Origin of the sequence: Streptomyces sp. NPDC057682, from assembly GCF_042799575.1 — a bacterium.
Lineage (GTDB): Bacteria > Actinomycetota > Actinomycetes > Streptomycetales > Streptomycetaceae > Streptomyces.
The window spans coordinates 45577-68687 of the sequence record NZ_JBHVIN010000023.1 but is presented as its reverse complement, the minus strand read 5'-3'; the positions used below and the strand labels follow the sequence as shown (position 1 = coordinate 68687).

Annotated in this window: 23 protein-coding genes and 1 riboswitch; of the genes, 11 read left to right on the top strand and 12 right to left on the bottom strand. The window is 74.5% G+C overall.

Going from position 1 to position 23111, the window contains the following annotated elements:
• Positions 1-12: 12 nt before the first annotated feature.
• The 7 genes from ACFVDM_RS33545 to ACFVDM_RS33515 all read right to left on the bottom strand — a co-directional run bounded on the left by ACFVDM_RS33545 (position 13) and on the right by ACFVDM_RS33515 (position 8442).
• The gene (locus ACFVDM_RS33545; RefSeq protein WP_383649385.1) at positions 13-1356 is read right to left on the bottom strand and encodes a cobyrinate a,c-diamide synthase; all 1344 of its coding nucleotides are present in this window, start codon (positions 1354-1356) and stop codon (positions 13-15) included.
• Positions 1350-1949: a cob(I)yrinic acid a,c-diamide adenosyltransferase gene (gene cobO, locus ACFVDM_RS33540; RefSeq protein WP_383649383.1), complete on the bottom strand. Its 600-nt coding sequence runs from the start codon at positions 1947-1949 to the stop codon at positions 1350-1352. Before cobO ends, ACFVDM_RS33545 begins: the two co-directional genes overlap by 7 nt.
• A complete protein-coding gene (locus ACFVDM_RS33535) occupies positions 1949-3964 on the bottom strand; it encodes a putative cobaltochelatase (protein ID WP_383649379.1) in 2016 nt (671 codons plus the stop codon). Before ACFVDM_RS33535 ends, cobO begins: the two co-directional genes overlap by 1 nt.
• Positions 3961-5514 carry a cobyric acid synthase gene (locus ACFVDM_RS33530; RefSeq protein ID WP_383649377.1) on the bottom strand — a complete coding sequence of 518 codons (1554 nt, stop codon included), beginning with the start codon at positions 5512-5514 and terminating at the stop codon, positions 3961-3963. The genes ACFVDM_RS33535 and ACFVDM_RS33530 overlap by 4 nt, the downstream gene beginning before the upstream one ends.
• Positions 5511-6509: a cobalamin biosynthesis protein gene (locus ACFVDM_RS33525; protein ID WP_383649375.1), complete on the bottom strand. Its 999-nt coding sequence runs from the start codon at positions 6507-6509 to the stop codon at positions 5511-5513. Before ACFVDM_RS33525 ends, ACFVDM_RS33530 begins: the two co-directional genes overlap by 4 nt.
• Before the next feature lie 131 nt (positions 6510-6640).
• Positions 6641-6767, bottom strand: a riboswitch (cobalamin riboswitch).
• Positions 6768-6923: 156 nt separating this feature from the next.
• The gene (locus ACFVDM_RS33520; RefSeq protein WP_383649373.1) at positions 6924-7157 is read right to left on the bottom strand and encodes a hypothetical protein; all 234 of its coding nucleotides are present in this window, start codon (positions 7155-7157) and stop codon (positions 6924-6926) included.
• Positions 7158-7167: 10 nt separating this feature from the next.
• Positions 7168-8442, bottom strand: coding sequence for an anion permease (locus ACFVDM_RS33515; RefSeq protein WP_383649371.1), 1275 nt, complete (start codon positions 8440-8442; stop codon positions 7168-7170).
• 236 nt (positions 8443-8678) lie between these two features.
• On the opposite strand from ACFVDM_RS33515, the gene ACFVDM_RS33510 reads away from it, so the two are divergent.
• The 3 genes from ACFVDM_RS33510 to ACFVDM_RS33500 all read left to right on the top strand — a co-directional run bounded on the left by ACFVDM_RS33510 (position 8679) and on the right by ACFVDM_RS33500 (position 12136).
• The gene (locus tag ACFVDM_RS33510) at positions 8679-9341 is read left to right on the top strand and encodes a class II aldolase/adducin family protein (protein WP_383649369.1); all 663 of its coding nucleotides are present in this window, start codon (positions 8679-8681) and stop codon (positions 9339-9341) included.
• Positions 9342-9512: 171 nt separating this feature from the next.
• Positions 9513-10640 (top strand): alpha/beta hydrolase, encoded by a 1128-nt coding sequence (locus ACFVDM_RS33505; RefSeq protein ID WP_383649367.1) that lies wholly within the window; start codon positions 9513-9515, stop codon positions 10638-10640.
• A gap of 185 nt (positions 10641-10825) precedes the next feature.
• Positions 10826-12136: a hypothetical protein gene (locus ACFVDM_RS33500; RefSeq protein ID WP_383649365.1), complete on the top strand. Its 1311-nt coding sequence runs from the start codon at positions 10826-10828 to the stop codon at positions 12134-12136.
• 70 nt (positions 12137-12206) lie between these two features.
• Here ACFVDM_RS33500 and ACFVDM_RS33495 read toward each other — a convergent pair whose 3' ends face one another.
• Complete coding sequence (locus ACFVDM_RS33495) at positions 12207-12620, bottom strand: VOC family protein (RefSeq protein ID WP_383649361.1); 414 nt, start codon at positions 12618-12620, stop codon at positions 12207-12209.
• 118 nt (positions 12621-12738) lie between these two features.
• On the bottom strand, positions 12739-13629 hold the full coding sequence (locus tag ACFVDM_RS33490; RefSeq protein ID WP_383649359.1) for a neutral zinc metallopeptidase: 891 nt from the start codon (positions 13627-13629) through the stop codon (positions 12739-12741).
• Positions 13630-13904: 275 nt separating this feature from the next.
• On the opposite strand from ACFVDM_RS33490, the gene ACFVDM_RS33485 reads away from it, so the two are divergent.
• The 3 genes from ACFVDM_RS33485 (at position 13905) to ACFVDM_RS33475 (ending at position 17051) form a co-directional block, all read left to right on the top strand.
• Positions 13905-15503 carry an ABC-F family ATP-binding cassette domain-containing protein gene (locus ACFVDM_RS33485; protein ID WP_383649356.1) on the top strand — a complete coding sequence of 533 codons (1599 nt, stop codon included), beginning with the start codon at positions 13905-13907 and terminating at the stop codon, positions 15501-15503.
• 373 nt (positions 15504-15876) lie between these two features.
• On the top strand, positions 15877-16098 hold the full coding sequence (locus tag ACFVDM_RS33480) for a helix-turn-helix domain-containing protein (RefSeq protein WP_018518904.1): 222 nt from the start codon (positions 15877-15879) through the stop codon (positions 16096-16098).
• 161 nt (positions 16099-16259) lie between these two features.
• Complete coding sequence (locus ACFVDM_RS33475; protein ID WP_383649352.1) at positions 16260-17051, top strand: enoyl-CoA hydratase/isomerase family protein; 792 nt, start codon at positions 16260-16262, stop codon at positions 17049-17051.
• A 147-nt stretch (positions 17052-17198) separates the two neighbouring features.
• On the opposite strand, the gene ACFVDM_RS33470 is transcribed toward ACFVDM_RS33475, so the two are convergent.
• Positions 17199-17924: a hypothetical protein gene (locus tag ACFVDM_RS33470; protein WP_383649350.1), complete on the bottom strand. Its 726-nt coding sequence runs from the start codon at positions 17922-17924 to the stop codon at positions 17199-17201.
• A 93-nt stretch (positions 17925-18017) separates the two neighbouring features.
• Between ACFVDM_RS33470 and ACFVDM_RS33465 the strand changes: the two genes are divergently transcribed.
• The 5 genes from ACFVDM_RS33465 to amaP are packed head-to-tail and all read left to right on the top strand — an operon-like array spanning position 18018 to position 20376.
• Positions 18018-18506, top strand: coding sequence for an Asp23/Gls24 family envelope stress response protein (locus ACFVDM_RS33465; protein WP_383649347.1), 489 nt, complete (start codon positions 18018-18020; stop codon positions 18504-18506).
• Positions 18507-18558: 52 nt separating this feature from the next.
• Positions 18559-18750 carry a hypothetical protein gene (locus ACFVDM_RS33460; RefSeq protein ID WP_383649344.1) on the top strand — a complete coding sequence of 64 codons (192 nt, stop codon included), beginning with the start codon at positions 18559-18561 and terminating at the stop codon, positions 18748-18750.
• A gap of 5 nt (positions 18751-18755) precedes the next feature.
• A complete protein-coding gene (locus tag ACFVDM_RS33455; protein ID WP_383649341.1) occupies positions 18756-19109 on the top strand; it encodes an Asp23/Gls24 family envelope stress response protein in 354 nt (117 codons plus the stop codon).
• Entirely contained in the window at positions 19106-19792 is a 687-nt protein-coding gene (locus tag ACFVDM_RS33450) for a DUF6286 domain-containing protein (RefSeq protein ID WP_383649338.1), read from the top strand. The genes ACFVDM_RS33455 and ACFVDM_RS33450 overlap by 4 nt, the downstream gene beginning before the upstream one ends.
• On the top strand, positions 19789-20376 hold the full coding sequence (amaP, locus tag ACFVDM_RS33445; protein ID WP_383649335.1) for an alkaline shock response membrane anchor protein AmaP: 588 nt from the start codon (positions 19789-19791) through the stop codon (positions 20374-20376). The genes ACFVDM_RS33450 and amaP overlap by 4 nt, the downstream gene beginning before the upstream one ends.
• 112 nt (positions 20377-20488) lie before the next feature.
• On the opposite strand, the gene ACFVDM_RS33440 is transcribed toward amaP, so the two are convergent.
• Both ACFVDM_RS33440 and ACFVDM_RS33435 read right to left on the bottom strand, forming a co-directional pair.
• Positions 20489-21244, bottom strand: coding sequence for an SDR family oxidoreductase (locus tag ACFVDM_RS33440; protein WP_383649333.1), 756 nt, complete (start codon positions 21242-21244; stop codon positions 20489-20491).
• Positions 21245-21248: 4 nt separating this feature from the next.
• Entirely contained in the window at positions 21249-23060 is a 1812-nt protein-coding gene (locus ACFVDM_RS33435; protein ID WP_383649329.1) for a glycoside hydrolase family 15 protein, read from the bottom strand.
• Between the last annotated feature and the right edge of the window lie 51 nt (positions 23061-23111).

The following is a 23111-nucleotide window of genomic DNA, read 5'->3' as shown; positions in this document are numbered from 1 at the left end:
GGCGGGCACCGCTCACCCCGCGCACCGTTCGACGAACCGCCGCGCCGTGCCCGGCAGGGACGCCCAGTGCGTGTGCAGATAACTGGCGTGCACCCCGCCCCGGACGAAGCCCTCCACCCGCGGCTCGGGCAGCCGCATGCCCCAGGCCGGGGTGTCACCGGCCCCCGGCTCCAGCACCGTGCGGTGGAACTCGTGCCCGCGCATCCGGGTCCCGGCCGCCGCCAGCACGTTGTCGGACAGCGCCACGGCCTCCCGGTAGCCGAGCGTCAGCCGCCCCGACATCCGCGCCTCGGCGTCCAGCACCCCGCACATCGGCAGCCCGTCCAGCGACCGCGCCAGATACAGCAGCCCGGCGCACTCCGCCGCCACCGGCGCCCCCGAGGCGGCCAGCGCCGCGACCTCCCGGCGCAGCGCCTCGTTCGCCGACAGCTCCGGCCCGTACACCTCCGGGAACCCGCCCCCGACGACCAGCCCCGCCACCCCCTCGGGCAGCGTCTCGTCCCGCAGCGGATCGAAGGGCACCACCTCGGCACCGGCCGCGGCCAGCAGTTCGGTGTGCTCGGTGTACGAGAAAGTGAACGCCGCCCCGGAGGCGACGGCGACGACCGGGCGGCGGCCCGGCCGGTGCTCCGGCGGGCTCCATGCCTCGCCCGGCACCGGCGGGGCCGACCGGGCCAGTGCCGTCAGCGCGTCCAGATCGCAGCCGGCCCGCACCTGCTCGGCCATCGCCGCGACCGCGTCCACCGCCCCGCCCTGCCGCTCGGCGGCCGGCACCAGGCCCAGGTGCCGGGACGGCACGGCGACCCGCTCGGCCCGCCGCAGCACCCCGAGGACCGGCACCCCGGACTCCTCCAGCGCCTCGCGCAGCAGCGCCTCGTGCCGGTCCGTCCCGACCTTGTTGAGGATCACCCCGCCGATGCGCACCCGCGGATCCCACGAGGCGAAGCCGTGCACCAGCGCCGCCACGGACCGCGACTGCGAGGACGCGTCCACGACCAGCACCACCGGGGCCCGCAGCAGTTTGGCGACGTGCGCGGTGGACGCCAGCTCGCCCTGCCCCGAGGCCCCGTCGTACAGCCCCATGACCCCCTCGACCACCGCCAGGTCGCAGCCCCGCGCCCCGTGCAGGAACAGCGGCGCGACGAGGTCCGGATCGCACAGGTACGCGTCGAGATTGCGTCCCGGACGGCCGGTCGCCAGCGTGTGGTAGCCCGGATCGATGTAGTCCGGGCCGACCTTGTGCCCGGACACGGCGAGCCCGCGGCCCGTCAGCGCCGCCATCAGACCCGTCGCCACGGTCGTCTTGCCGCTCCCGGACGAGGGCGCGGCCACGACCAGCCGGGGGACGTTCACCACTCGATGCCCCTCTGGCCCTTCTGCCCGGCGTCCATCGGGTGCTTGACCTTCGTCATCTCCGTCACCAGGTCCGCCGCCTCCAGCAGGGCGGCCGGCGCGTTGCGCCCGGTGATCACCACATGCTGGGTGCCGGGCCGGCTCCGCAGCACCTCGACGACCTCGTCCGTGTCGATCCACCCCCAGTGCAGCGGATAGGCGAACTCGTCGAGCACGTACAGCCGGTACGTCTCGGCCGCCAGATCGCGCTTGACCTGCTCCCAGCCCTCGCGGGCCTTCGCCTCGTTGTCGCTCTGGTCGTCGCGCTGGACCCAGGACCAGCCCTCGCCCATCTTGTGCCAGGTGACGGAACCGCCCTCGCCGCTCGCCCCGAGGACCTTCAGCGCGTTCTCCTCGCCGACCTTCCACTTCGCCGACTTCACGAACTGGAACACCCCGACGGACCACCCCTGGTTCCAGGCGCGCAGCGCCGTCCCGAAGGCGGCCGTCGACTTCCCCTTGCCGGTGCCGGTGTGCACCATCAGCAGCGGGCGGTTGCGCCGCTGACGCGTGGTGAGTCCGTCGTCCGGCACGCTGTCCGGCTGTCCCTGCGGCATTACGCGGCCCTCCTGAGGGTGTTCGTCACGTCCTTGACCAGCCCGGCGACGGTGTCGGCCCGCAGCTCGTCGAGCGTGACGGCGGTGCCGCCCAGCTCATTGGCGAGCACCCCGGCCAGTCCCAGCCGGACCGGCCCCGCCTCGCAGTCCACGACGACCGACGCGGTGCCCGCGGCCGCGTGCAGCCGGGCCGCCCGCGCGGCCAGCGCCAGCGGCTCCGGTCCGCCGGTCGCCCGCCCGTCCGTCAGTACCACCAGCAGCGGCCGGCGCGAGGGATCGCGCAGCCGTTCCACCCGCAGCACCTCATGCGCCTTCAGCAGCCCGGCCGCCACCGGGGAGCGGCCCCCGGTCGCCAGCAGCTCCAGCCGGGCCGCCGCGGCGTCCACCGAGGAGGTCGGCGGCAGCACCAGCTCCGCGCCCCGCCCCCGGAAGGCGATCAGCCCCACCTTGTCCCGCCGCTGATAGGCGTCCAGCAGCAGCGAGAGCGCCGCGCCCTTCACCGCTCCCATCCGCTGCCGCGCCGCCATCGACCCCGAGGCGTCCACGACGAACAGCACGAGATTGCCCTCGCGCCCCTCCCGCACCGCCTGCCGCAGATCGTCCCGCCGCACCACCAGCCCCGGACCCGACCGGCCCCGCGCCCGCTGGTGCGGGGCGGCGGCCCGTACCGTCGCGGCCAGATGAAGCGCCGTCAGCCCGCCCCGCGGCCGCCGGTCCCCGGTCGTCCGCCCCTGCGCGGAACGCGCCCGGGACCGCCGCCCCGCCGCGCCCTCGCCCAGCCCCGGCACGCTCAGCGCCTTCGTCCGGAACGGCTCACCGGCCCGCGCCGGTGCCTGTTCACCGCCCTGTCCGGGCAGCGAGGGAGCCGGTTCCGACGGCCCGTCACCGGCCGCTCCGGGCGTGTCGTCCGCCCCGGCCCCGGGCTCCGGCGGCGTGTCGGGACCGTCCCCCCGGGGCGGCCGGCCGCCGCCACCGGGGCCGTCCGGCTCCGGATCGTCGTCCCCGCCGCCGTTCTCCTCCAGCGTGTCGTCGAGCTTGTCCTCGTCGAGCCCCGGCGCGTCGAAGGGGTTGCGCCGGCGGCGGTGGGGGAGCGCCAGCAGGGCGGCCTGCCGCACGTCCTCGGCCAGCACGTCCGTACGCCCCGCCCAGGCGGCCAGCGCCGTCGCCGTCCGGGCCATCACGATGTCGGCCCGCATCCCGTCGACCTCGAACGCCGCGCACGTCGCCGCGATCTGACGCAGCGCCCGGTCGCCCAGCCGCACCTCCGGCAGCAGCGCCCGCGCGGCCGTGATCCGCTCCCGCAGCGCCGCCTCCTCGTCCGCCCACCGGGCGGCGAAACCCGCCGGATCGTCGTCGTACGCCAGCCGCCGCCGCACCACCTCGACCCGCAGGTCGGTGTCCCGGGACGCGGCGACCTCCACGGTCAGCCCGAACCGGTCGAGCAGCTGCGGGCGCAGCTCGCCCTCCTCCGGATTCATCGTGCCGACGAGCAGGAACCGCGCGGCATGCCGCACGGAGACGCCCTCGCGCTCCACGTACGACGCGCCCATCGCCGCCGCGTCCAGCAGCAGGTCGACCAGATGGTCGTGGAGGAGGTTGACCTCGTCGACGTAGAGGATCCCCCGGTGCGCCTCGGCCAGCAGCCCCGGCTCGAAGGACTTCACGCCCTCGGCCAGCGCCCGTTCGATGTCCAGGGCCCCGACGAGCCGGTCCTCGGAGGCGCCGACGGGCAGTTCGACCGTGCGGGCGGGCCGCGCCACGCCGGTCCCGGAGGGGTGCGGGCCGTCCGGACACGCCGGGTCGGGGGCGTCCGGGGCGCAGGAGAACCGGCAGCCGGGGACGACACGGACCTCGGGCATCAGCGCGGCCAGCGCCCGGACGGCGGTGGACTTGGCGGTGCCCTTCTCGCCCCGGACGAGGACTCCGCCGACGGCCGGGCTCACCGCGTTGAGCAGCAGCCCGAGGCGCAGGTCGTCCTGTCCGACGATCGCGGTGAAGGGGTAGGGCGTACTCACATGACCTCCTGGGCGGGGGATGCGGGCGCACCCGGCGGAACGAACGGCAGCCCGGACGGCGCGCCCGACTCGATGAGCCGCCACAGCGCGTCGGTGTCCGCGTGCTCCTCGATCAGATCGCCGAGGCGGTCGAGCTGTTCCTCGCGGAGCGCGGCGAAACAGGTGCCGGGGGCGGGGACGAAACGGCGCCCCGAGGCCCGTGCGACCTCGGTGAGGAAGGCGCGCCGGAAGGCGTCGCTCTCCAGCGAGCCGTGCCAGTGGGTGCCCCAGACGGAGCCGGAACGGCAGCCGTCCAGCGGGCGGCCCCGGCCGTCGGTGAGGAAGGGGTCGCCGCCGCGCACGTCCGCGACGCCGTGGTGGATCTCGTACCCCTCGACCGGGGCGCCCAGCGCCTCGCCGGACGGCCGGGCGAGGGTCTTCTCGCGGTCGAAGCGGATTTGGACCGGAAGCAGCCCCAGCCCCTCGACGCGCCCGGCGCGCGACTCCACCTCGTCCTCGATCCGTGTCCCGAGGATCTGGTAGCCGCCGCAGATCCCGAGCACCGGACGGCCCTCGGCCGCCCGTCGCAGCAGCGCGTCGGCCAGTCCGCGCTCGCGCAGCCAGGCCAGCGCCTTCACGGTGCCCCGGGTGCCGGGCACGACGACGAGATCGGCGTCGGCCAGCTCCTCCGCGCGGTCCACGAACCGCACGACGACGCCCGGCTCGGCGGCCAGCGCGTCGACATCGGTGAAGTTCGACATCAGCGGCACCGCGCACACGGCCACGCGCAGGACGTCCTCCCCGTGCGGCGGGGCCACCACCGACTCGCGTACGGCACCGCGCAGGGACACCCGCAGCCCGTCCTCCTCGTCGATGCCCAGACCGTGCGCGAAGGGCAGCACCCCGTAGGACGGCCGGCCCGTCAGCTCCCGCAGCATGTCGAGCCCCGGCTCCAGCAGCGAGACGTCGCCGCGGAACTTGTTCACCAGATACCCGGCGATCAGCTCCTGGTCCTCGGGCGAGAGCAGCGCCGTCGTCCCGAAGAACGAGGCGAAGACCCCGCCCCGGTCGATGTCGCCGACGACCACCACCGGGAAACGGGCCGCCCGCGCGATGCCCATGTTCACGATGTCGGTGCGGCGCAGATTGATCTCGGCCGGGCTGCCGGCGCCCTCGCAGATCACCGCGTCGTACGTGCTCCGCAGCTGCTCCAGGCAGTCCGTGACGGTGGACAGCAGGGACTCCTGCCGGCCTCCGTGGTAGCCGCGGGCGCTCATCTCGCCGACCGGGCGTCCCATCAGCACCACCTGGCTGGAGCGGTCGCCGCCGGGCTTGAGGAGCACCGGGTTCATCAGGGCGGTCGGCTCGACGCGGGCGGCCTGCGCCTGCATGGCCTGGGCCCGCCCGATCTCGGCGCACTCACGGGTCACGAAGGAGTTCAGCGACATGTTCTGCGCCTTGAAGGGCGCCACCTTCACGCCCCGGCGCACCAGCCAGCGGCAGATGCCCGCCGTGACGACGCTCTTGCCCGCGTCCGATGTGGTCCCGGCGACCAGCAGTCCGCCGCTCATGTCCGGTTCCTTCCGGCCGTGGGGGAGGGGGAGGTACGGCCCCGGGCCAGTCGCCGGGCGACGAGCCCGCTGCCCAGCCGGGCCGCGACGCCGACGCCGAGCGCCAGCGTGCCGACCCGGCGCGAGAGCCGCACCGCGCGTGCGATGTCGGCGGTCTCCACCGCCCGGCCCGCCGCGCCGTTGAGCACGGGACGGTGCTCGACCCGGCCGCCGTAGGCGAGCGTGCCGCCGAGCCGTACGCCGAGCGCCCCCGCGAACGCGGCCTCCACCGGGCCCGCGTTGGGACTCGGATGCCGGGAGGCGTCCGCCCGCCAGGCCCGGACCGCCGCACGCGGCGCCCCTCCGGCGGCGGTGGCGAGCAGGGCCGTCAGCCGGGCGCCGGGCCAGCCGGCCACGTCGTCGAGACGGGCGGAGGCCCAGCCGTAGCGCCGGTAGCGGGGCGAGGTGTGGCCCACCATGGCGTCCAGCGTGTTGACGGCCCGGAAACCGACGAGCCCGGGGACTCCGCCCAGCGCCCCCCACACCAGGGCGCCGACGACGGCGTCCGAGGTGTTCTCGGCGACGGACTCCACCACCGCGCGGGCGATCTGCGGACCGTCCAGGGACTGCGGGTCGCGGCCGCACAGATGCGGCAGCCGCTCCCGGGCCCCCTCGATGTCCCCGGCGGCCAGCGCGCCGCCGATGGCCCGCGCCTCGCGGCCCAGGGAGGTGCCCCCGACGACGGACCAGGTGGCGGCCGCCGTCAGGGCGACGGAGGCGGCGGGGTGGTGGCGCAGGGCGCGGGAGGCCAGTGCGGCGGCCCCGGCGGCGCCGCCGGCGCAGACCAGGGTGTGCAGTGCGCCCCACCCCCGGTGGTCGCGCCACAGCAGGCGTTCGACGTCCGCCGCGGCCCGCCCGAAGGCGGCCACCGGATGGCCCCTGCGGGGGTCACCGAGCAGCAGATCGCCGATCATCCCGGCCGTGGCGCCGTACGCGAAGACGCGATCGGCACGCACGGGTCAGCCGGCCGTGGCGCCTCGGCGGGCCCCGGTACGGGGAAGCGGCGGGGAAGGGGTCGCGACGGGGCCGGGCATGGCGATATGTCCTCACTCAGGGTCCGCGCCCTGGTTCGACGAGACGGCGACCAGAGTCTCCTGGCTCCCGGATCCGCGGTCTCCCGGCCTTCCGGTCCTGGTGGACCGTGACTTCCGAGAGGGGAGACCGCTCCCCGGTGACAGTGGCGGGACCGCGCCGGATTCGCACCGGCTTCCTCTGCTGTCGCCGTAATGGCTCCGGCAGTCCACCACGCTCCGCGAACACCCGTCAACTTGCCGTTGACCTGCGGGGGCGCGGTGTGGGCGGACACACACCGGGCCGGACACCCGTGAAGGGTGCCCGGCCCGGTGGGGGTCGGAGAGGGCGTACGGCCCTCAGGCGACGATCAGATAGATCCCGTACGCGACCGCCGCCGCGCACAGTCCGAAGCAGACGTACCCGCCGGCGCGGGCCAGCAGGACCGAACCGCCCGCCGCGCCGCCCCGCGCGGCCGGTTCCGGCTGCTTGGAGAGGCCGACGATGCCGAGGGTGAACAGGCCCACGAGAGCGACGGTGGTGACGAGGGAGACGCCGAAGACGGTGCCGAGTGCTGCCCAGTCGATGTGCATGTGTCTGTCCTTACACCGTGGCGGGTCGGGCCGGGTCGGCGGCGACGGGCGCGGCCGGGGACGGGAGGGTCGCCGACAGGTCGGGCTGGGCGGCGAGCGTGGGCGGCGGGCTGACGGCCGCGATGGCGGTGGTCACGACTCCGGCCGGTTCGGCGTCCGGCGCGGACTGCGCGCCGGACGGGGCGACATCGTCGTGGCCGACGGGCTTGCGGCGCGAGAGCGCCCAGATCGCGCCGGAGCCGGCGACCAGCAGCGCCGCCACGACGACGACGCCCCAGGTGCCCTGCTTGGTGACGAACTCGGCGCCCGCGCCGACCAGACCGGCGGCCGGCAGGGTCAGGCCCCAGGCGACGAACATCCGGGTGGCGGTGGACCAGCGGACCACGCCCCCCTGACGGCCGAGGCCCGCGCCCATCACGGCGCCGGAGCAGGACTGGGTGGTGGAGAGGGAGAAGCCGAGGTGCGAGGAGGCCAGGATGACGGTGGCCGCGCTGGTCTGGGCGGCGAAGCCCTGCGGCGGCTTGAGCTCCGTCAGCCCGCTGCCCATGGTGCGGATGATGCGCCAGCCGCCGAGGTAGGTGCCCATCGCGATGGCGAGACCGGCGCTCACGATCACCCAGACCGGCGGGTTGGAGCCGGGGGAGAGGACACCGCCGGTGACCAGGGCGAGGGTGATGATGCCCATGGTCTTCTGCGCGTCGTTGGTGCCGTGGGCGAGGGAGACCAGGCCGGCCGAGGCGATCTGGCCCGCCCGGTAGCCCTTGGCGGTGGCCTTCTCCTGGGCCTCGCCCTGGATCCGCCCGCCGATCCGGTACGTCAGCCGGGTGGCCAGGAGCGCGGCGACACCGGCGACGATCGGGGCGGCGACCGCGGGGAGCAGCACCTTGGTGACGACGGTGCCGCCGTCGACGGAGGACCAGCCCGCGGACATCACCGCGGCGCCGATGAGGCCGCCGAACAGGGCGTGGGAGGAACTGGAGGGCAGGCCGACCAGCCAGGTCAGCAGATTCCACAGGATGGCGCCGACGAGCGCCGCGAAGATGACCTCGGTTCTGAGCCCGTCTTCATTGATGATCCCGCCGGAGATCGTCTTGGCGACCTCCACCGACAGGAACGCGCCGACGAGGTTGAGAACGGCGGACATGGCCACCGCTGTCTTGGGTTTGAGGGCGCCGGTCGAGATGGTCGTGGCCATCGCGTTGGCGGTGTCGTGGAAACCGTTCGTGAAATCGAACACTAGAGCTGTCACGATCACAATCGCGAGCAGCAGCGTGATGTGTTCCATTTACCCAGGCAATCGTTCGACGTCATTGGCACGTGGACCGTAGGCAAGCTGGGTGAACGGAAGATGAACTGGGCAGGGCTTTGCGGTGACTCCAAGCGGAGCCCGGCCGCCCTCTTCGTCCGCCGGACGGAGGCGGGATTCCGTTACGGGCCGTGCGGGGCCCAGAATTCGGGGCCGGGCGCGGGCCCGCGGGAGGGGGCGGCACGAGGCCGCTCATCCGTTGAAAGGATCTTCGTATGAGCGATGCGTGGCGCGAATCGATCGAAGCGGCCTGGGACGCGGTCGTCACGACCGCCCGCAGAACCGCCGCCGAGGGGCTGGTCGTCGGGACCTCGGGAAACGTCTCCGCGCGGGTCGGCGACACGATCCTCGTCACCCCCAGCGGAGTGCCCTACGACCGGCTCCGCCCCGAGGATCTGACCGCCGTGGATCCGGAAGGCAAGCGGACCCACGGCGAACTGACCCCCACCAGCGAACTCCCCCTTCACCTCACCGTCTACCGGAACACCGACGCCGCCGCCGTCGTGCACACCCACGCCGTCCACGCCACCGCCGTCTCCACCCTGGTCACCGAGGTGCCCTCCCTCCACTACGCCTCCGCGATGCTCGGCGGCCCCGTCCGGGTCGCCGCCTATGCCCGCTACGGCACCGAGGAGCTGGCCGAGAACATGCTCCTGGCCCTGCGCGACCGCTCCGGCTGTCTGCTGGGCAACCACGGCACCGTCACCTACGGCGCCACCCTCGACGAGGCCTACGACCGCACCGCCCAGCTGGAATGGCTCTGCCACCTCTGGCTCACCGCCAGCTCCGTCCCCGGCCGCACCCCGGCCCTGCTCACCCCCGGGCAACTGGCCGAGGTCGGCGAGGCCCTGAAGGGATACGGACAGCGCCCTCGCTGACCGGTCCCGGCCCCGTGCGGCGGACCGCGCCCCCGGCCGCCCCGGCCCCGTGCGGCGGACCCGTCCCCGACGCTCCCCGCCCCCGTCGCGCGGACCCTCCCGTATACGGCCCGGCCACCGGACGGCCCCCGTCCGGTGGCCGGGCCCGGGGGAGCCCCGGAGACTGATGCCGTGCGCCCGGCAACAGCGACGGCAGCGGCCGTCACCACCATCCTCGGCGCCGGAGCGGCCGCGGTCGCGGCCGGCCGGTTCGCCAGCGACGCCGCCCTCGGGGCGCCGTCCGGACGACCCCTTCCCGCCGACCGCGGTCTGACCGTGCACGCCACGGCCGCCGGACAGGTCACCCTCACCCGGTCCCTCGCCTCGCTGCGGCCCGGCACCTACGGACTGGCGGGCGACGACGTCCACGCCGTCGTCGGACCGGTGCTCGACCAGGCCCGCCAGGCGGCCGACACCGTCGTGCGCCGGCTGGAGCGCGTCGACCGGGGCGTTCTGGTCCCCGGCGCCAAGGTCCACATCACCCCGGAGGTCCACACCGGCGACCCCGCCGAGGCCCTGGGCCTGGACTTCCGCGAGGTCGAGATCCCCGGCGAGCTGGGCGGACTGCCCGCCTGGTTCGTCCCCGGGTCCCGCGCCACCTGGGTGATCGCGGTGCACGGCATCGGCACCACCCGCGCGCACCCTCTCAACGTGCTGGGCTTCCTGCACGGGCAGCAGCTCCCGGTGCTCGGCCTCGGCTACCGCGGCGACCCGGACGCCCCGCGCTCCCCGGACGGCCTCTCCCACCTCGGCGAATCCGAATGGCGCGACCTGGACGCGGCCATCCGCTTCGCCGTCCGCTACGGCGCCGAACAGGTCGTCCTGCACGGCTGGTCCACCGGTGCCGCCATGGCCCTGCACGCCAGTGTCAACTCCGCGCTCCGGGACCGGATCCGCGGTCTGGTCCTCGACTCCCCGGTCCTGGACTGGGCCGTCACCCTGCGCGCCCTGGCCGCGGCCCGGGGCGTCCCCTCCGTCCTGCGGCCCCTGGCCGTCCGCGCCGCCCAGGGCCAGACCGGCCTGCACGGGGCCCGTCTCCTGGACACCTCGGTCCCGGCGACCCTGCACGTCCCGACGCTGATCTTCCACGGCCCCGACGACACCCTCGCCCCCTGGCGGCCGTCCCGGGAGCTGGCCGCGCTCCGCCCCGACCTGGTTTCGCTGCACCCCGTGCCCCGGGCTCCGCACGGTGCGATGTGGAACGCCGACCCGGTCCACTACGAGGAGACCCTGCGCCGCTTCCTCACGCCCCTGATGTGAGCCGATGTGCCGCTTCGGGTGCTTGGTCCCGGGCCCCGTGATCCCCTTCCGGGACCGGTCAGCGGGGTTCCGTTTGGGCTTTCGGGCCGTCAGAGGCAAGACTGCTCCCCGTGACGTCCCGTACCCCGCGCGACTCCAGGCTGCGACTTGTCCGCCCGCGACCCCTTGCCACCGCTCGTAAGGCCGTGACCACCCGGCGCACCAGGCCCGCGCCGCGTCCTCCCGAGGGCACCCCGCCCCGGGCCGAACTGGCCCGCCAGGCCAGGGCCGCCCTCGCCGACGCCGTCCGGATCGCCCGCTGGGCGGCCGACGGCACCCGGGCGGGCATAGCCCCGCTCGCCGCCCGCTCCCTCGAACAGGCCGCGGCGGCGCTGGAGTTGTCCCCCGAGCAGGTGCGCTCCGGCTGGGACCGGGCCCGTCTCGCCGGACTCGTGGAACTGCACGGCGACACCGCGCGGCCCGGCTGGCGGCTGCGCGCCTGGGACCGCGACGACTCCGCCGTGCTGCGCGGCTGGGTGGCGCTCTTCGACGCCTGGTCGCTCGTCCACCCCGCACCCCTCGGCATCGATTCCACCGCCGTCGCCGAGGCCGTCGAGGCCGTGCCCCAGGTGCTCTCCCTGCTCCAGCTCTCGGCGGGCCCGGTCGCGGTGCCCGTGCTCCTGGACCTGCTCGGCCAGCGCGTCGCGGAACTGCACGAGGAGCGCTGCGAGGTCCCGTACGGGCCCCAGCCACTGCCCGTGCCCGCCGTGCCCGAGCCCACCGCGCACCCCGCCGCCCTGGTCGCGCTCCTGCTGGACTGGGCCCTGGAGGGGCTGGCCGCCGTCGGCGCGCTCACCCTGCACCCCGGGCACGCCACCCTCACCCCGCTCGGCAACTGGGCGGTCTGGGTCAAGCTGGAGCAGATCTGCGTCGCCGCGCAGAGCCCGGCCGGGAACATCGAGCAGTCCGCCGCCGACATGCTGCTCGGCTGCGCCCGCCTCACCCCCGGCCCCGCCCGTGCCGAGTACCGGGCCTGGCTCGCCGCCCGGCCCGTGGGCAGCGCCGTCGCCGAACTGCTCGGCGTGGCCCGCGGCGAGGACGCGCTGCTGCGCGGGCTCGCCTTCGAGGCGCTCCGGGTCGTCGGCGCGCCGGCCGAACCCGAGGTGCGGTCCGTGGCCGCCGACCCCTCGCTGCGCCCCTACGCGCTGCTCTGGCTCGCCGAGTACGACGGGGCCGACCCCGAGGACGCCCAGGAGGTCCTCAGCCGCGAGGAGGCCACCTGGCTCTGGGTGGACACCGCGGCGGCCGTCGCCGACCACGGCGAGACCGCGCTGCTGGTCCGGCACCTGGACTCGGCCGTCCAGGGCACCGTCCCCGCGCTGCTGGACGAGGTCCGGGCGGTCGGCCATCCACGCACCGTGCAGGTCCTGGTGGCCCTGGCCGCCGCGCACCCCGATCCGGCGCTCGCCAAGGCCGTCCGCAAGGCGGCCTTCCAGGTGCACACCGGCGGAGCCTGAGAGCGGCGGCTCTCCGACGGCCGCGCCCCGCCCGTGACCCGGGGCGGGCGCGGCCGGCCGGTGCGGCGGCTCAGCCCTCCGCACCCGGGGCGTACGTCCCGAAGCTCCACACGTTGCCTTCGGCGTCCCGCGCCATGTAGTCGCGCGAGCCGTAGTCCTGGTCCGTCGGCTCCATCAGGATCTCCACCCCGTGCGCGACCGCGCGTGCGTGGTGCTCGTCGACCTCGTCCACGACCACGTAGACACCCGCCGGGCCCGCGTCCCGCATCACCCGGGCGAACACCCCCTCGCGGCCCTTGGACCCCAGCATCACCCTGCCGTTCCCGCAGGACAGCTCCGCGTGCATCACCGAGCCGTCCTCGCCCTCGTACACCGCCTCCGCGGTGAAGCCCAGGGCCTCGGTGAGGGTCTTGATCGCCGCCTTGGCGTCCTCGTACAGAATCGTCGGGTAGACGGTCGGAACGCCTGCCGCTGCGCCTGTCATCGTGCTCAGTCCCTTCTCGTCCGCACCGGACCCCTGACGGCCGGCTGTGATCTGTGTCTCAGTCTCGCACCGCCCACTGACACCGCCCGCGCGGCGGGGCGCGGCGGGTCCCTGCGGCTCAGCGGAACGTGTCGCAGGCGGCCGCGTCGCCGGTCCGGAACCCCGTGGTGAACCACTGCCGGCGCTGCGCGGCCGAGCCGTGGGTCCAGGACTCCGGGGTGACCCGGCCCTGGAACCGCTCCTGGATCCGGTCGTCCCCGACCGCGGCGGCCGCGTCGAGCCCGTCCCGGATGTCGGCCCGGGTCAGCTCGGTGACCAGCGGCCGCCCGGTCGACTGCTCCGGCGTCGTCGTCGCGTGGTGCGCCCAGACCCCGGCGTAGCAGTCCGCCTGGAGCTCGACCTTCACCGCGTCGCTGTCCGCCCCGGTCCGCCCGTCCCGGGCCCGGTCCAGCGTCCCGGTCAGGTTCTGCACATGGTGTCCGTACTCGTGCGCGACGACATAGGCCTCGGCGAACGGCCCGCCGCTCGCCCCGTACGTGGTCCGCAGCTCGTCGAAGAAGCCCAGGTCCAGATAGACCTGCCGGTCGGCCGGGCAGTAGAAGGGGCCCACGGCCGAGGTCGCCGCACCGCAGCCGGTGCCGACCCGGTCGGTGAACAGGATCGTCCGCGCACCGCCGTACGGGGTGCCGTCCCGGCGGAATTCCTGGCTCCAGTAGTCCTGCACGCTGTTGACCACCGCGACGATCCGGCAGTCGTCCTTGCTGTTGGCGTCCCGGCCGGTCCGGCAGTCCTCGGCCACCCGGGCGGCCGTCGAGGCGGTCGCGGCCGGGTCCGGTCCGCCCGAGGAGAGCCCGAGCTGATCGGGGCCGACGCCGAAGAACAGGCCCAGGAGCAGCGCGACGACCCCGGCGATCCCGCCGCCCACGGTGGCGCGCCCGCCCGGGACGCGGCTGCCGCGCCGGTCCCCGACCTCGGACGTGTCCAGCCCGGCGTCGTCGTCGAACCGCATGGCACCACCCTCTGCCCGTCCCGCGGCTGCCCCGCGGTCATGCGCCGAGTATCGGATAGTTCACACCGGTATGCCCGCTTCGTCGGTGTGGCCGGGCGGGCGCGGGGGCGGCGGCGGGCCGGGACCCCGGCCCGCCCGAGCGGGAGAAAAACTCGTTGGACACCGCCAGTAGACTGGTCCCCATGGCCATCCTCCTTGTGCGTAGGCGTGAGTAACGACGTCGGAGCCGTACATCGCCAGACGTTCCGCCTTTCCTTCCGCCCTGGAGTTTTTCCGTGATCACCGCCTCCGGCGTCGAGCTGCGCGCCGGCGCCCGCATCCTCATCGAGTCCGCCTCCTTCCGCATCGCCAAGGGCGACCGCATCGGCCTCGTCGGCCGCAACGGAGCGGGCAAGACCACCCTCACCAAGTGCCTCGCGGGGGAGGGCGCCCCGGCGGCCGGCACCATCACCCGCTCCGGCGAGGTCGGCTACCTCCCGCAGGACCCGCGCACCGGCGACCTCGACGTGCTCGCCCGCGACCGCATCCTCTCCGCCCGCGGCCTCGACGAGATCCTGCGCAAGATGCGGGAGAACGAGGACCGGATGGCGAACGGCAAGGGCGCCACCCGCGAGAAGGCGATGAAGAAGTACGAGCGCCTGGAGACCGAGTTCCTGACCAAGGGCGGGTACGCGGCCGAGGCCGAGGCGGCCACCATCGCCGCGGCGCTCAGCCTCCCCGACCGGGTCCTCGGCCAGCCGCTGCACACGCTCTCCGGCGGTCAGCGCCGCCGCGTCGAGCTGGCCCGCATCCTCTTCTCGGACGCCGACACGCTCCTGCTCGACGAGCCCACCAACCACCTCGACGCCGACTCGATCGTCTGGCTGCGCGACTACCTGAAGACCTACCGGGGCGGCTTCGTCGTCATCTCCCACGACGTCGAGCTGGTCGAGACGGTCGTCAACAAGGTCTTCTACCTCGACGCCAACCGCTCCCAGATCGACATCTACAACATGGGCTGGAAGCTCTACCAGCAGCAGCGCGAGGCCGACGAGAAGCGCCGCAAGCGCGAGCGCCAGAACGCCGAGAAGAAGGCGGCCACGCTCAACGCCCAGGCCGACAAGATGCGCGCCAAGGCCACCAAGACCGTCGCCGCGCAGAACATGGCCAAGCGCGCCGACCGGCTGCTCGCCGGGCTGGAGGCCGTCCGGGTCTCCGACAAGGTCGCCAAGCTGCGCTTCCCCGACCCCTCGCCGTGCGGCAAGACCCCGCTCATGGCCGAGGGCCTCTCCAAGTCCTACGGCTCGCTGGAGATCTTCACCGACGTCGACCTCGCGATCGACAAGGGCTCCCGCGTCGTCATCCTCGGCCTCAACGGCGCCGGCAAGACCACGCTGCTCCGGCTGCTCGGCGGCGCCGAGAAGCCCGACACCGGCGAGGTCATCCAGGGCCACGGCCTCAAGCTCGGCTACTACGCCCAGGAGCACGAGACCCTCGACCCGGACCGCACGGTCCTGGAGAACATGCGCTCCGCCGCGCCCGACCTCGACCTGGTCGCGGTGCGCAAGACGCTCGGTTCGTTCCTGTTCTCCGGGGACGACGTGGACAAGCCCGCCGGGGTGCTCTCCGGCGGCGAGAAGACCCGGCTCGCCCTGGCGACGCTGGTCGTCTCCTCGGCCAATGTGCTCCTGCTCGACGAGCCCACCAACAACCTCGACCCCGCCAGCCGCGAGGAGATCCTCGGCGCGCTGCGCACGTACAAGGGCGCGGTCGTCCTCGTCACCCACGACGAGGGCGCGGTCGAGGCGCTCCAGCCCGAGCGCATCATCCTGCTGCCCGACGGCGTCGAGGACCTGTGGGGCGCGGACTACCGGGACCTGGTGGCCCTGGCCTGACCCGGCCGGCCTCCTCCGCGGACGCGTGTTCGCGGTGTCCCCGGGCCGAATGATCCACTCGCACTGGATCATTCGGCCTACGCGTGATCCTTCATCTGTGTGAGGAGGTCTCGTACCCCGGGGCGGCGCCCGGAGCGGGACCCGACAGGGGGCGCGCGCGGGCGCTCGATCCCCGTGCGGCCCTGACCTGGGCGTTCGTTCGGGCCTGTGTGCGGACCGCCTCCCCGGCCTCTCGGAATGGTGAGTTCCGGTCGTGTCGATGCCTTCAGGGGGCGTCTATCCGCTTGCACCGACCTTGCCGAATGGGTGGCCAGGACGGCCCCGAGGGGTGATCATGAGAAGTCCAGAGCGCACTTCCCATGAGGAGGCACGGGTGGCCGAGACTCTGAAGAAGGGCAGCCGGGTGACCGGCGCCGCGCGCGACAAGCTCGCGGCAGACCTGAAGAAGAAGTACGACTCCGGTGCGAGCATCCGGGCGCTGGCCGAGGAAACGGGCCGCTCCTACGGGTTCGTCCACCGGATGCTCAGCGAGTCCGGAGTGACGCTGCGCGGACGCGGCGGCGCGACACGAGGCAAGAAGGCCGCGACGGCCTGACGGCCCCGGGCGGATCGGGGCAGGTCGTGCGGCCTGTCCCGGGGCTCACCGGTTCTAGGTGGTGGCCACCCGGTCGATCGTGCGGTCGATCGGGTGGTTACTGTTCAGTCACTTAGCTCTGTGCTGACTGCACTGACCGCACCCCGATCCGGAGGCGCCCCATGACCTCGCCCGACTCCGTGCTCGACCAGGACGGCGTACGACTCACCGTCGACGACGCGGTTGCCACGGTGACCCTCACCCATCCGGCCAAGCGCAACGCCCAGTCCCCCGCTCTGTGGCGGGCGTTGACGGAGGCCGGCCGGGCCCTGCCCGGCAGTGTGCGGGTCGTCGTGCTCCGTGCCGAAGGCGTGTCGTTCTCCGCCGGGCTCGACCGGCAGGCGTTCACGCCCGAGGGCTTCGACGGCGAACCGTCGTTCCTCGACATGGGGCGCGGCCCGCAGGAGGAGCTCGACGCCCTGATCGCCGGGTACCAGGAGGCGTTCACCTGGTGGCGCCGCCACGACATCGTGACGATCGCCGCCGTCCAGGGGCACGCCATCGGCGCGGGCTTCCAGCTCGCCCTCGCCTGCGATCTGCGGATCGTGGCCGACGACGTGCAGTTCGCCATGCGCGAGACCAGCCTCGGCCTCGTCCCCGACCTCACCGGCACGCACCCCCTGGTGCACCTGGTGGGGTACGCACGCGCGCTCGAAATCTGCGCCACCGGCCGCTTCGTGCACGCCGAGGAGGCCGAGCGCACCGGCCTCGCCAACCTCGTGGTGCCCGCCGCCGAGCTGGAGGCCGCCGCGCGGGATCTGGCCGGCGCCCTGATCGCCGCACCGCGCGACGCCGTCATCGAGACCAAGGCGCTGCTGAGCGGTGCCGTCTCCCGGGGGTACGAGGAGCAGCGCGCCGCCGAGCGCGCCGCCCAGGGCCGCCGGCTGCGGGACCTCGCGGGCGCCGGCGACTGACTCCTCGCCGTCACCGCCGATACGGCACCGCACGGACGCACCCCGGCGTCGTGGCGGCGGTGACGACGGCTCCCCGGTCCGCGTTCTCCGTGTCCCCGCGAGCGGCCGGCCCCTCACGAGGACCCGCAGGGTGGTCGACGCGGACCTTCAGACAGGCCCCGGACCCCCGGTGTCCGCTCCCGGTGCCACCGCCGTGACCAGCACCGCGACCGGGGGAGCCCCGTCCACCGCCGCGCCCACCGCGGCCCGCACCGCGCGGGTCACGTCGAGCGTGCGCCCGCCGCCCTCCACCGCCAGCTCGACCCGGACGGACCCGCCGCCGGTGTGCACGGCCGGGCCGAGCACACCGGTCAGCGCCGCCACCCCCGTCACTCCGGCGGCCGCACGCTCCGCCGCGCTCCGCGCCGGGACCCCGCGCACCTCCACCGGCTCCGGCGCGACCCGCCCCGGCGCCTCGTCCAGCAGCTCCGTCACCCGCAGGTCCACCTCGGCCACTCGCAGCCCCAGCCGCTCCCGGGCCGCCGTCAGCAGGGCCGCGCGCAGGGCGTCGGCCGAGGCGGGAAGCGGCCGGTCGGCCGGTGCCGCCAGTGTGCCCTCGATCCGCAGCGGGCCCGGGGGCAGCGCGCTCGGCGGCGGCTCCACACCCGGCGCGGGCGCCGCCTCCGGATCGGCCACCGAGAGCCGCAGCTCCCCGAGCACCGGCGCCGGCCAGGCCCCCGCCACCGCCTCGCGCAGCACGGCGACCGCGGCCCGTTCCGCGATCCACGCCCCGTCGTCCGGACCGCCCAGCGGCAGCAGCCGGCCGAGCCGCACCCGCCGCCGGACCGCCGCCGTCCAACCCTCGGCCCGCTGCGAGCCGTCCGCCGTGTCCATGTCCCCACCCTGCCGCATCCACGGCGCGAGACGGGGCAAGCGGACCTAATGTGGGCAAGGAAGTCCCCATCTGCCCCGAAGGGAAGAACGGCGATGACCGAGACTCCACAGCGGAACCGGCCCGAGAACCCCGACAAGGACGCCTCGGGCGGCGACAGCAGGAGCACGTTGACCAAGCGCGGCGGGGGAGCCCCGGCGACCCGCGGCCGGACCACCATCGCGGACGGCGTCGTCGAGAAGATCGCCGGAATGGCGGCACGCGACGTGGTCGGTGTGCACGCGATGGGCAGCGGGCTCTCGCGGACCTTCGGAGCGGTGCGCGACCGGGTGCCCGGCGGCTCGAAGTCCGTCACCCGGGGCGTGAAGGCGGAGGTGGGCGAGTCCCAGACCGCCCTCGACCTGGAGATCGTCGTCGACTACGGCGTGTCGATCGCCGATGTGGCCCGCGATGTGCGGGAGAACGTGGTCGCGGCCGTCGAGCGGATGACGGGCCTAGAAGTCGTCGAGGTCAACATCGCGGTGAGCGATGTGAAGCTCCCCGACGACGACGATGACGACGAACCCGAGCCGCGTCTCCAGTAGTTCTTCCCGTCCCGCAGTTCTCCTTCGTCCACGGCAGTTGAGGAGCGCACAGATGAGCATGGCGGTGGTCGGCATGGTGGCCGGCATGGCGCTCGGGTTCGCCGGGTACTTCGGCGGATTCGGGGCGTTCCTGCTGGTCGCCGCGTTGGGAGCGGTCGGCTTCGTGGCCGGCCGCTTCCTGGAGGGCGATCTGGAGTTCGGCGACTTCTTCCGGAGTCGCGAGCGCGGCGACCGACGGCGGTGACGGGCATGCCGGGGGCCGGCGGCCGGGTGGCCGCGGCGGAGCGCGGCGAGACCCGGATCGCCGACCGGGTCGTGGCGAAGATCGCCGCGCAGGCGGCGAAGGAGGCCGTCGACGCGCCGGCGAAGGAGGCCGCGGCGCCGCGTGCCACGGTCACGGTGCACCGTGACACCGCCCGCGTCCGGGTGAGCCTGGAGCTGGCGTATCCCAGCGACATCGGACGCCAGTGCGGTGCGGTGCGTCGCCGGGTCGCGGAGCGGGTAGAGGCGTTGGCGGGGATGGAGGTGCCCGAAGTGGCCGTACAGGTCGAGCGCCTGCACCCCTCAGGAGCGAGCCTCGCGGCGCAGGGGAGGATCCGATGACCGAACCCCGCAGTCCCGGCCACGACGGCCAGGGACCGCCCACCACCGCACCGCGCGAGCACGGCGGCGTGCTCGAACTGGACCAGTCCGCGTCCTCCGCGGCCTACGACCCGGTCCCGGCCAAGGACCGCCCGGACGGCCCGGCGGGCCGCTTCTGGTCCGCCCGCCGCGTCCCTGCCGGTCTCACGGCCCTGGTGATCCTGGGCGGTGCCGGGCTGCTCCTCTACGACGTCGCGGCGGTCCGCGCCGACCACCCGGCGATGAGCTGGCGCCGCTCGCTGGCCGACCAGCTCGCCGAACGCCGCCTGGACGACGTGTGGGTGCTGACCGGCGCCGGGGTCGCCGTCGCCCTCGGCCTCTGGCTGATCGTCCTCGCGCTCACCCCCGGACTGCGCGATCTGCTCCCGATGCGCCGCGACCGGCCGGACGTACGGGCCGCCCTGGACCGCACCGCGGCCGCCATGGTGCTGCGCGACCGGGCCGTCGAGGTGGCCGGGGTGCAGTCCGTCCGGGTCCGGATGGGCCGGAGCAAGGTGGGGGTGCGGGCCGTCTCGCACTTCCGCGAACTCGACGACGTACGGGCCGATCTGGACACCGTGCTCTCCACCGGCATCAAGGACCTGGGGCTGTCCCGGCCTCCGAGTCTCTCCGTCCATGTCCGCCGGCCGGCGCGGAAGGGGTGAGCGGCGTGCTCAGAACCGTCAACCGGGTGCTTCTGGGGCTCGTCGGACTGGTCCTGGTCTGCGTGGGCGGCGGGGTGCTGGCCGCCGGCCTCGGACTCTCCGTGCCGTCCTGGTGGCCCTGGTACGGGAAGAAGGACGTGCTGCTCAGCGACGCCGACCGGGAGCGCTGGCGCTCCGAGGGCTGGTGGTGGCCGGTCGTGATCGCCGTGCTCGCGGTCGTCGTGGTGCTCGCCCTGTGGTGGCTGCTGGCCCAGCTGCGCCGGGCCCGGCTCTCCGAGGTCCTGGTGGACAGCGGCGACGGCGAGGGCGCGCTGCTGCGCGGACGCGCGCTGGAGGGGGTGCTCGCGGGAGAGGCGGGCGCCCTGGACGGCGTGGCCCGCGCCCAGGCCGTGCTGACCGGCCGGCGCAGTACGCCCGAGGCCCGGATCCGGCTCCTGATGGAACCGCACGCCGCCCCCGACGAGGCGCTGGGCCGGCTCAGCGACGAGGCCATCGCCCACGCCCGGGACTCGGCCGGACTGGCCCGGCTGCCCGCCGAGGTGCGGCTCAAGGCCGTCAAGCACCGCGCGGAACGCGTGAGCTGAGACACGGCGGCGCGACGCGCCGGAGGGGCCGGACGACGACATCGCCCGGCCCCTCCGCCGTACCGGATCCCGGCCCCAGGCCGTGGCCGCCCTCGCCGTACCGGATCTTGGATCAGAAACCGTGCCCGGCCCCGCCGTCGATCGGCAGCATGATGCCCGTCAGGTACGAGGCGGCCGGGGAGAGCAGGAACGCGGTGGTGCGGCCGAACTCCTCAGGGGTGCCGTAGCGGCGCAGCGGGATGGCCGCCTCGTTGGCCGTACGGGAGGCCTCCGCGTCGCCGGAGAGCGCGTCCAGCTCCCGGACCCGGTCCGTGTCGATGCGCGACGGCAGGACGCCCACGACCCGGATGCCGCGCGGGCCCAGTTCGTCGGCGAGCGACTTGGCGAAACCGGCCAGCCCCGGGCGCAGCCCGTTGGAGATGGTCAGCCCGGCGATCGGCTCGTGGACGGAGGCGGAGAGCACGAAACCGATGACGCCGCCCTCGCCCAGGGCGGCGGCCGCCGCGCGGGCCAGGCGCACCGCGCCCAGGAACACCGAGGCGAAGGCCGACTGCCACTGCTCGTCGGTGTTGTCCGCGAGGAAGCCCGGCGGCGGGCCGCCGACGCTGACGAGGATGCCGTCGAGCCGGCCGAAGCCCTCCTGCGCGGCTTCCACGAGGCGCTGCGCCACCTCCGGGTCGGCGTTGTCGGCGGCGAGCCCGACCGCGTCGGGGCCCAGTTCGTCGGCGGCCTCCCGCACGCTTTTCTCGTCGCGGCCGGTGATGATCACGCGTGCCCCGTCCGCGACCAGCGCGCGGGCCGTGGCGTTGCCCAGCCCACGGGTGGCGCCGGTGACGATGTACACGCGGTCCTTCAGTCCAAGATCCATGGTCCTATCCTGCCGTCTCCTCGCGGGCCGCGTCCTCGGCGGCCCGTGACCGGGCGAGCGCGACCGCCGTGCCGACGAGCCCGATGTGGCTGAAGGCCTGGGGGAAGTTGCCGAGCTGCCGGCCGCCGGCGGTGTCGTACTCCTCGGCCAGCAGCCCCACGTCGTTGCGGAGGGACAGCAGGCGTTCGAAGAGTTCGGCGGCCTCCCGGGGGCGGTCCGTCAGCAGCAGCGCGTCCGCCAGCCAGAACGAGCAGGCCAGGAACGCGCCCTCGCCGCCGGGCAGTCCGTCGATGGAGGCGCCGTCGGTGCTGTAGCGGCGCACCAGTCCTCCGCTGCCCAGCTCCTCGCGGACCGCGTCGACCGTGCCGATCACCCGGGGGTCGTCGGGCGGCAGGAAGCCGGTGCGGGCGATGAGCAGGGTGGCGGCGTCCAGGTCCCGTGATCCGTACGACTGGGTGAAGGTGTTGCGGACGGGGTCGTAGCCCTTCTCGCAGACCTCCTTGTGGACGGCGTCGCGCATCGCCCGCCAGCGCTCGGCGTCCCCGGAGAGCGAGGGGTCCTCCTCCAGGCTGCGGACGGCGCGGTCGGCGGCCACCCAGGCCATCACCTTGGAGTGCACGAAGTGGCGGCGCTGGCCGCGGATCTCCCACAGCCCCTCGTCGGGTTCGCGCCAGGTGGACTCCAGGAAGCCCAGCAGGCTGAGCTGGAGGCTCCAGGCGTGCGGTTTGTCGCTCAGCCCGGCGTCCCGGGCCAGCCGGAGCGAGTCGATGACCTCGCCGTACACATCGAGCTGGCGCTGGCGGACGGCGGCGTTGCCGATCCGGACCGGGGCGGAGTTCTCGTAGCCGCGCAGCCACGGCAGTTCCGATTCGGGCAGCCGGCGCTCCCCGGCCAGCCCGTACATGATCTGCAGGTCGGCCGGGTCCCCGGCGACCGCGCGCAGCAGCCAGTCCCGCCAGGCGGCCGCCTCCTCCAGATAGCCGGCCGAGACCAGCGCGCCGAGGGTCAGTGTGGAGTCGCGCAGCCAGCAGAAGCGGTAGTCCCAGTTCCGTACGCCGCCGATCTCCTCCGGCAGCGAGGCCGTGGGGGCGGCGACGATGCCGCCGGTGGGGCCGAAGGTGAGCGCCTTGAGGGTGATCAGCGAACGGATCACCGCCTCCCGGTAGGGCCCCTCGTACGTGCAGCGGGCGGACCACTCCGCCCAGTCGGCCAGGGTGTTCTCCAGCGCCTCGAAGGGGTCCACCAGATCGGGGCGCGGCGAGTGCGAGGGGTGCCAGGTCAGGACGAAGGCCACCCGTTCGCCCTCGGCGACGGTGAACGAGGAGCAGGTGGAGAACTGCTGGCCCCAGGTCTTCACCGGCGGCTCGCTGCGCAGCCAGGCGGAGTCGGGTCCGGCGACGGCCACCCGGTGCCCGTCGGCCCGGCGCATCCACGGCACGACCGAGCCGAAGTCGAAGCGCAGCCGGATCACGGAGGCCATGTCCACGGTGCCGCTGACGCCCTCGACGATCCGCATCAGATCCGGTTCGTGGTCGCGCTGCGGCATGAAGTCGATGACCTTGACCGTGCCGGTGCGGGTCTCCCAGTAGGTCTCCAGGACGAGGGAGTCGCCCGCGTACGCGCGCCGGGTGCAGGTCTCGGCGCCCTTGGGGGCGATCCGCCAGTGCCCGTTCTCCTCGTTGCCCACCAGCGCGGCGAAACAGGCGCCCGAGTCGAAACGGGGCAGGCAGAGCCAGTCCACAGAACCGTTTTTGCCGACCAGGGCCGCGGTCTGGAGATCGCCGATCAGGGCGTAGTCCTCGATACGTGGAGTCACGTTCAGGCGTGTTCCCGAACCTGGCCTCCGCTAAGCAGGGACGGTACGAGG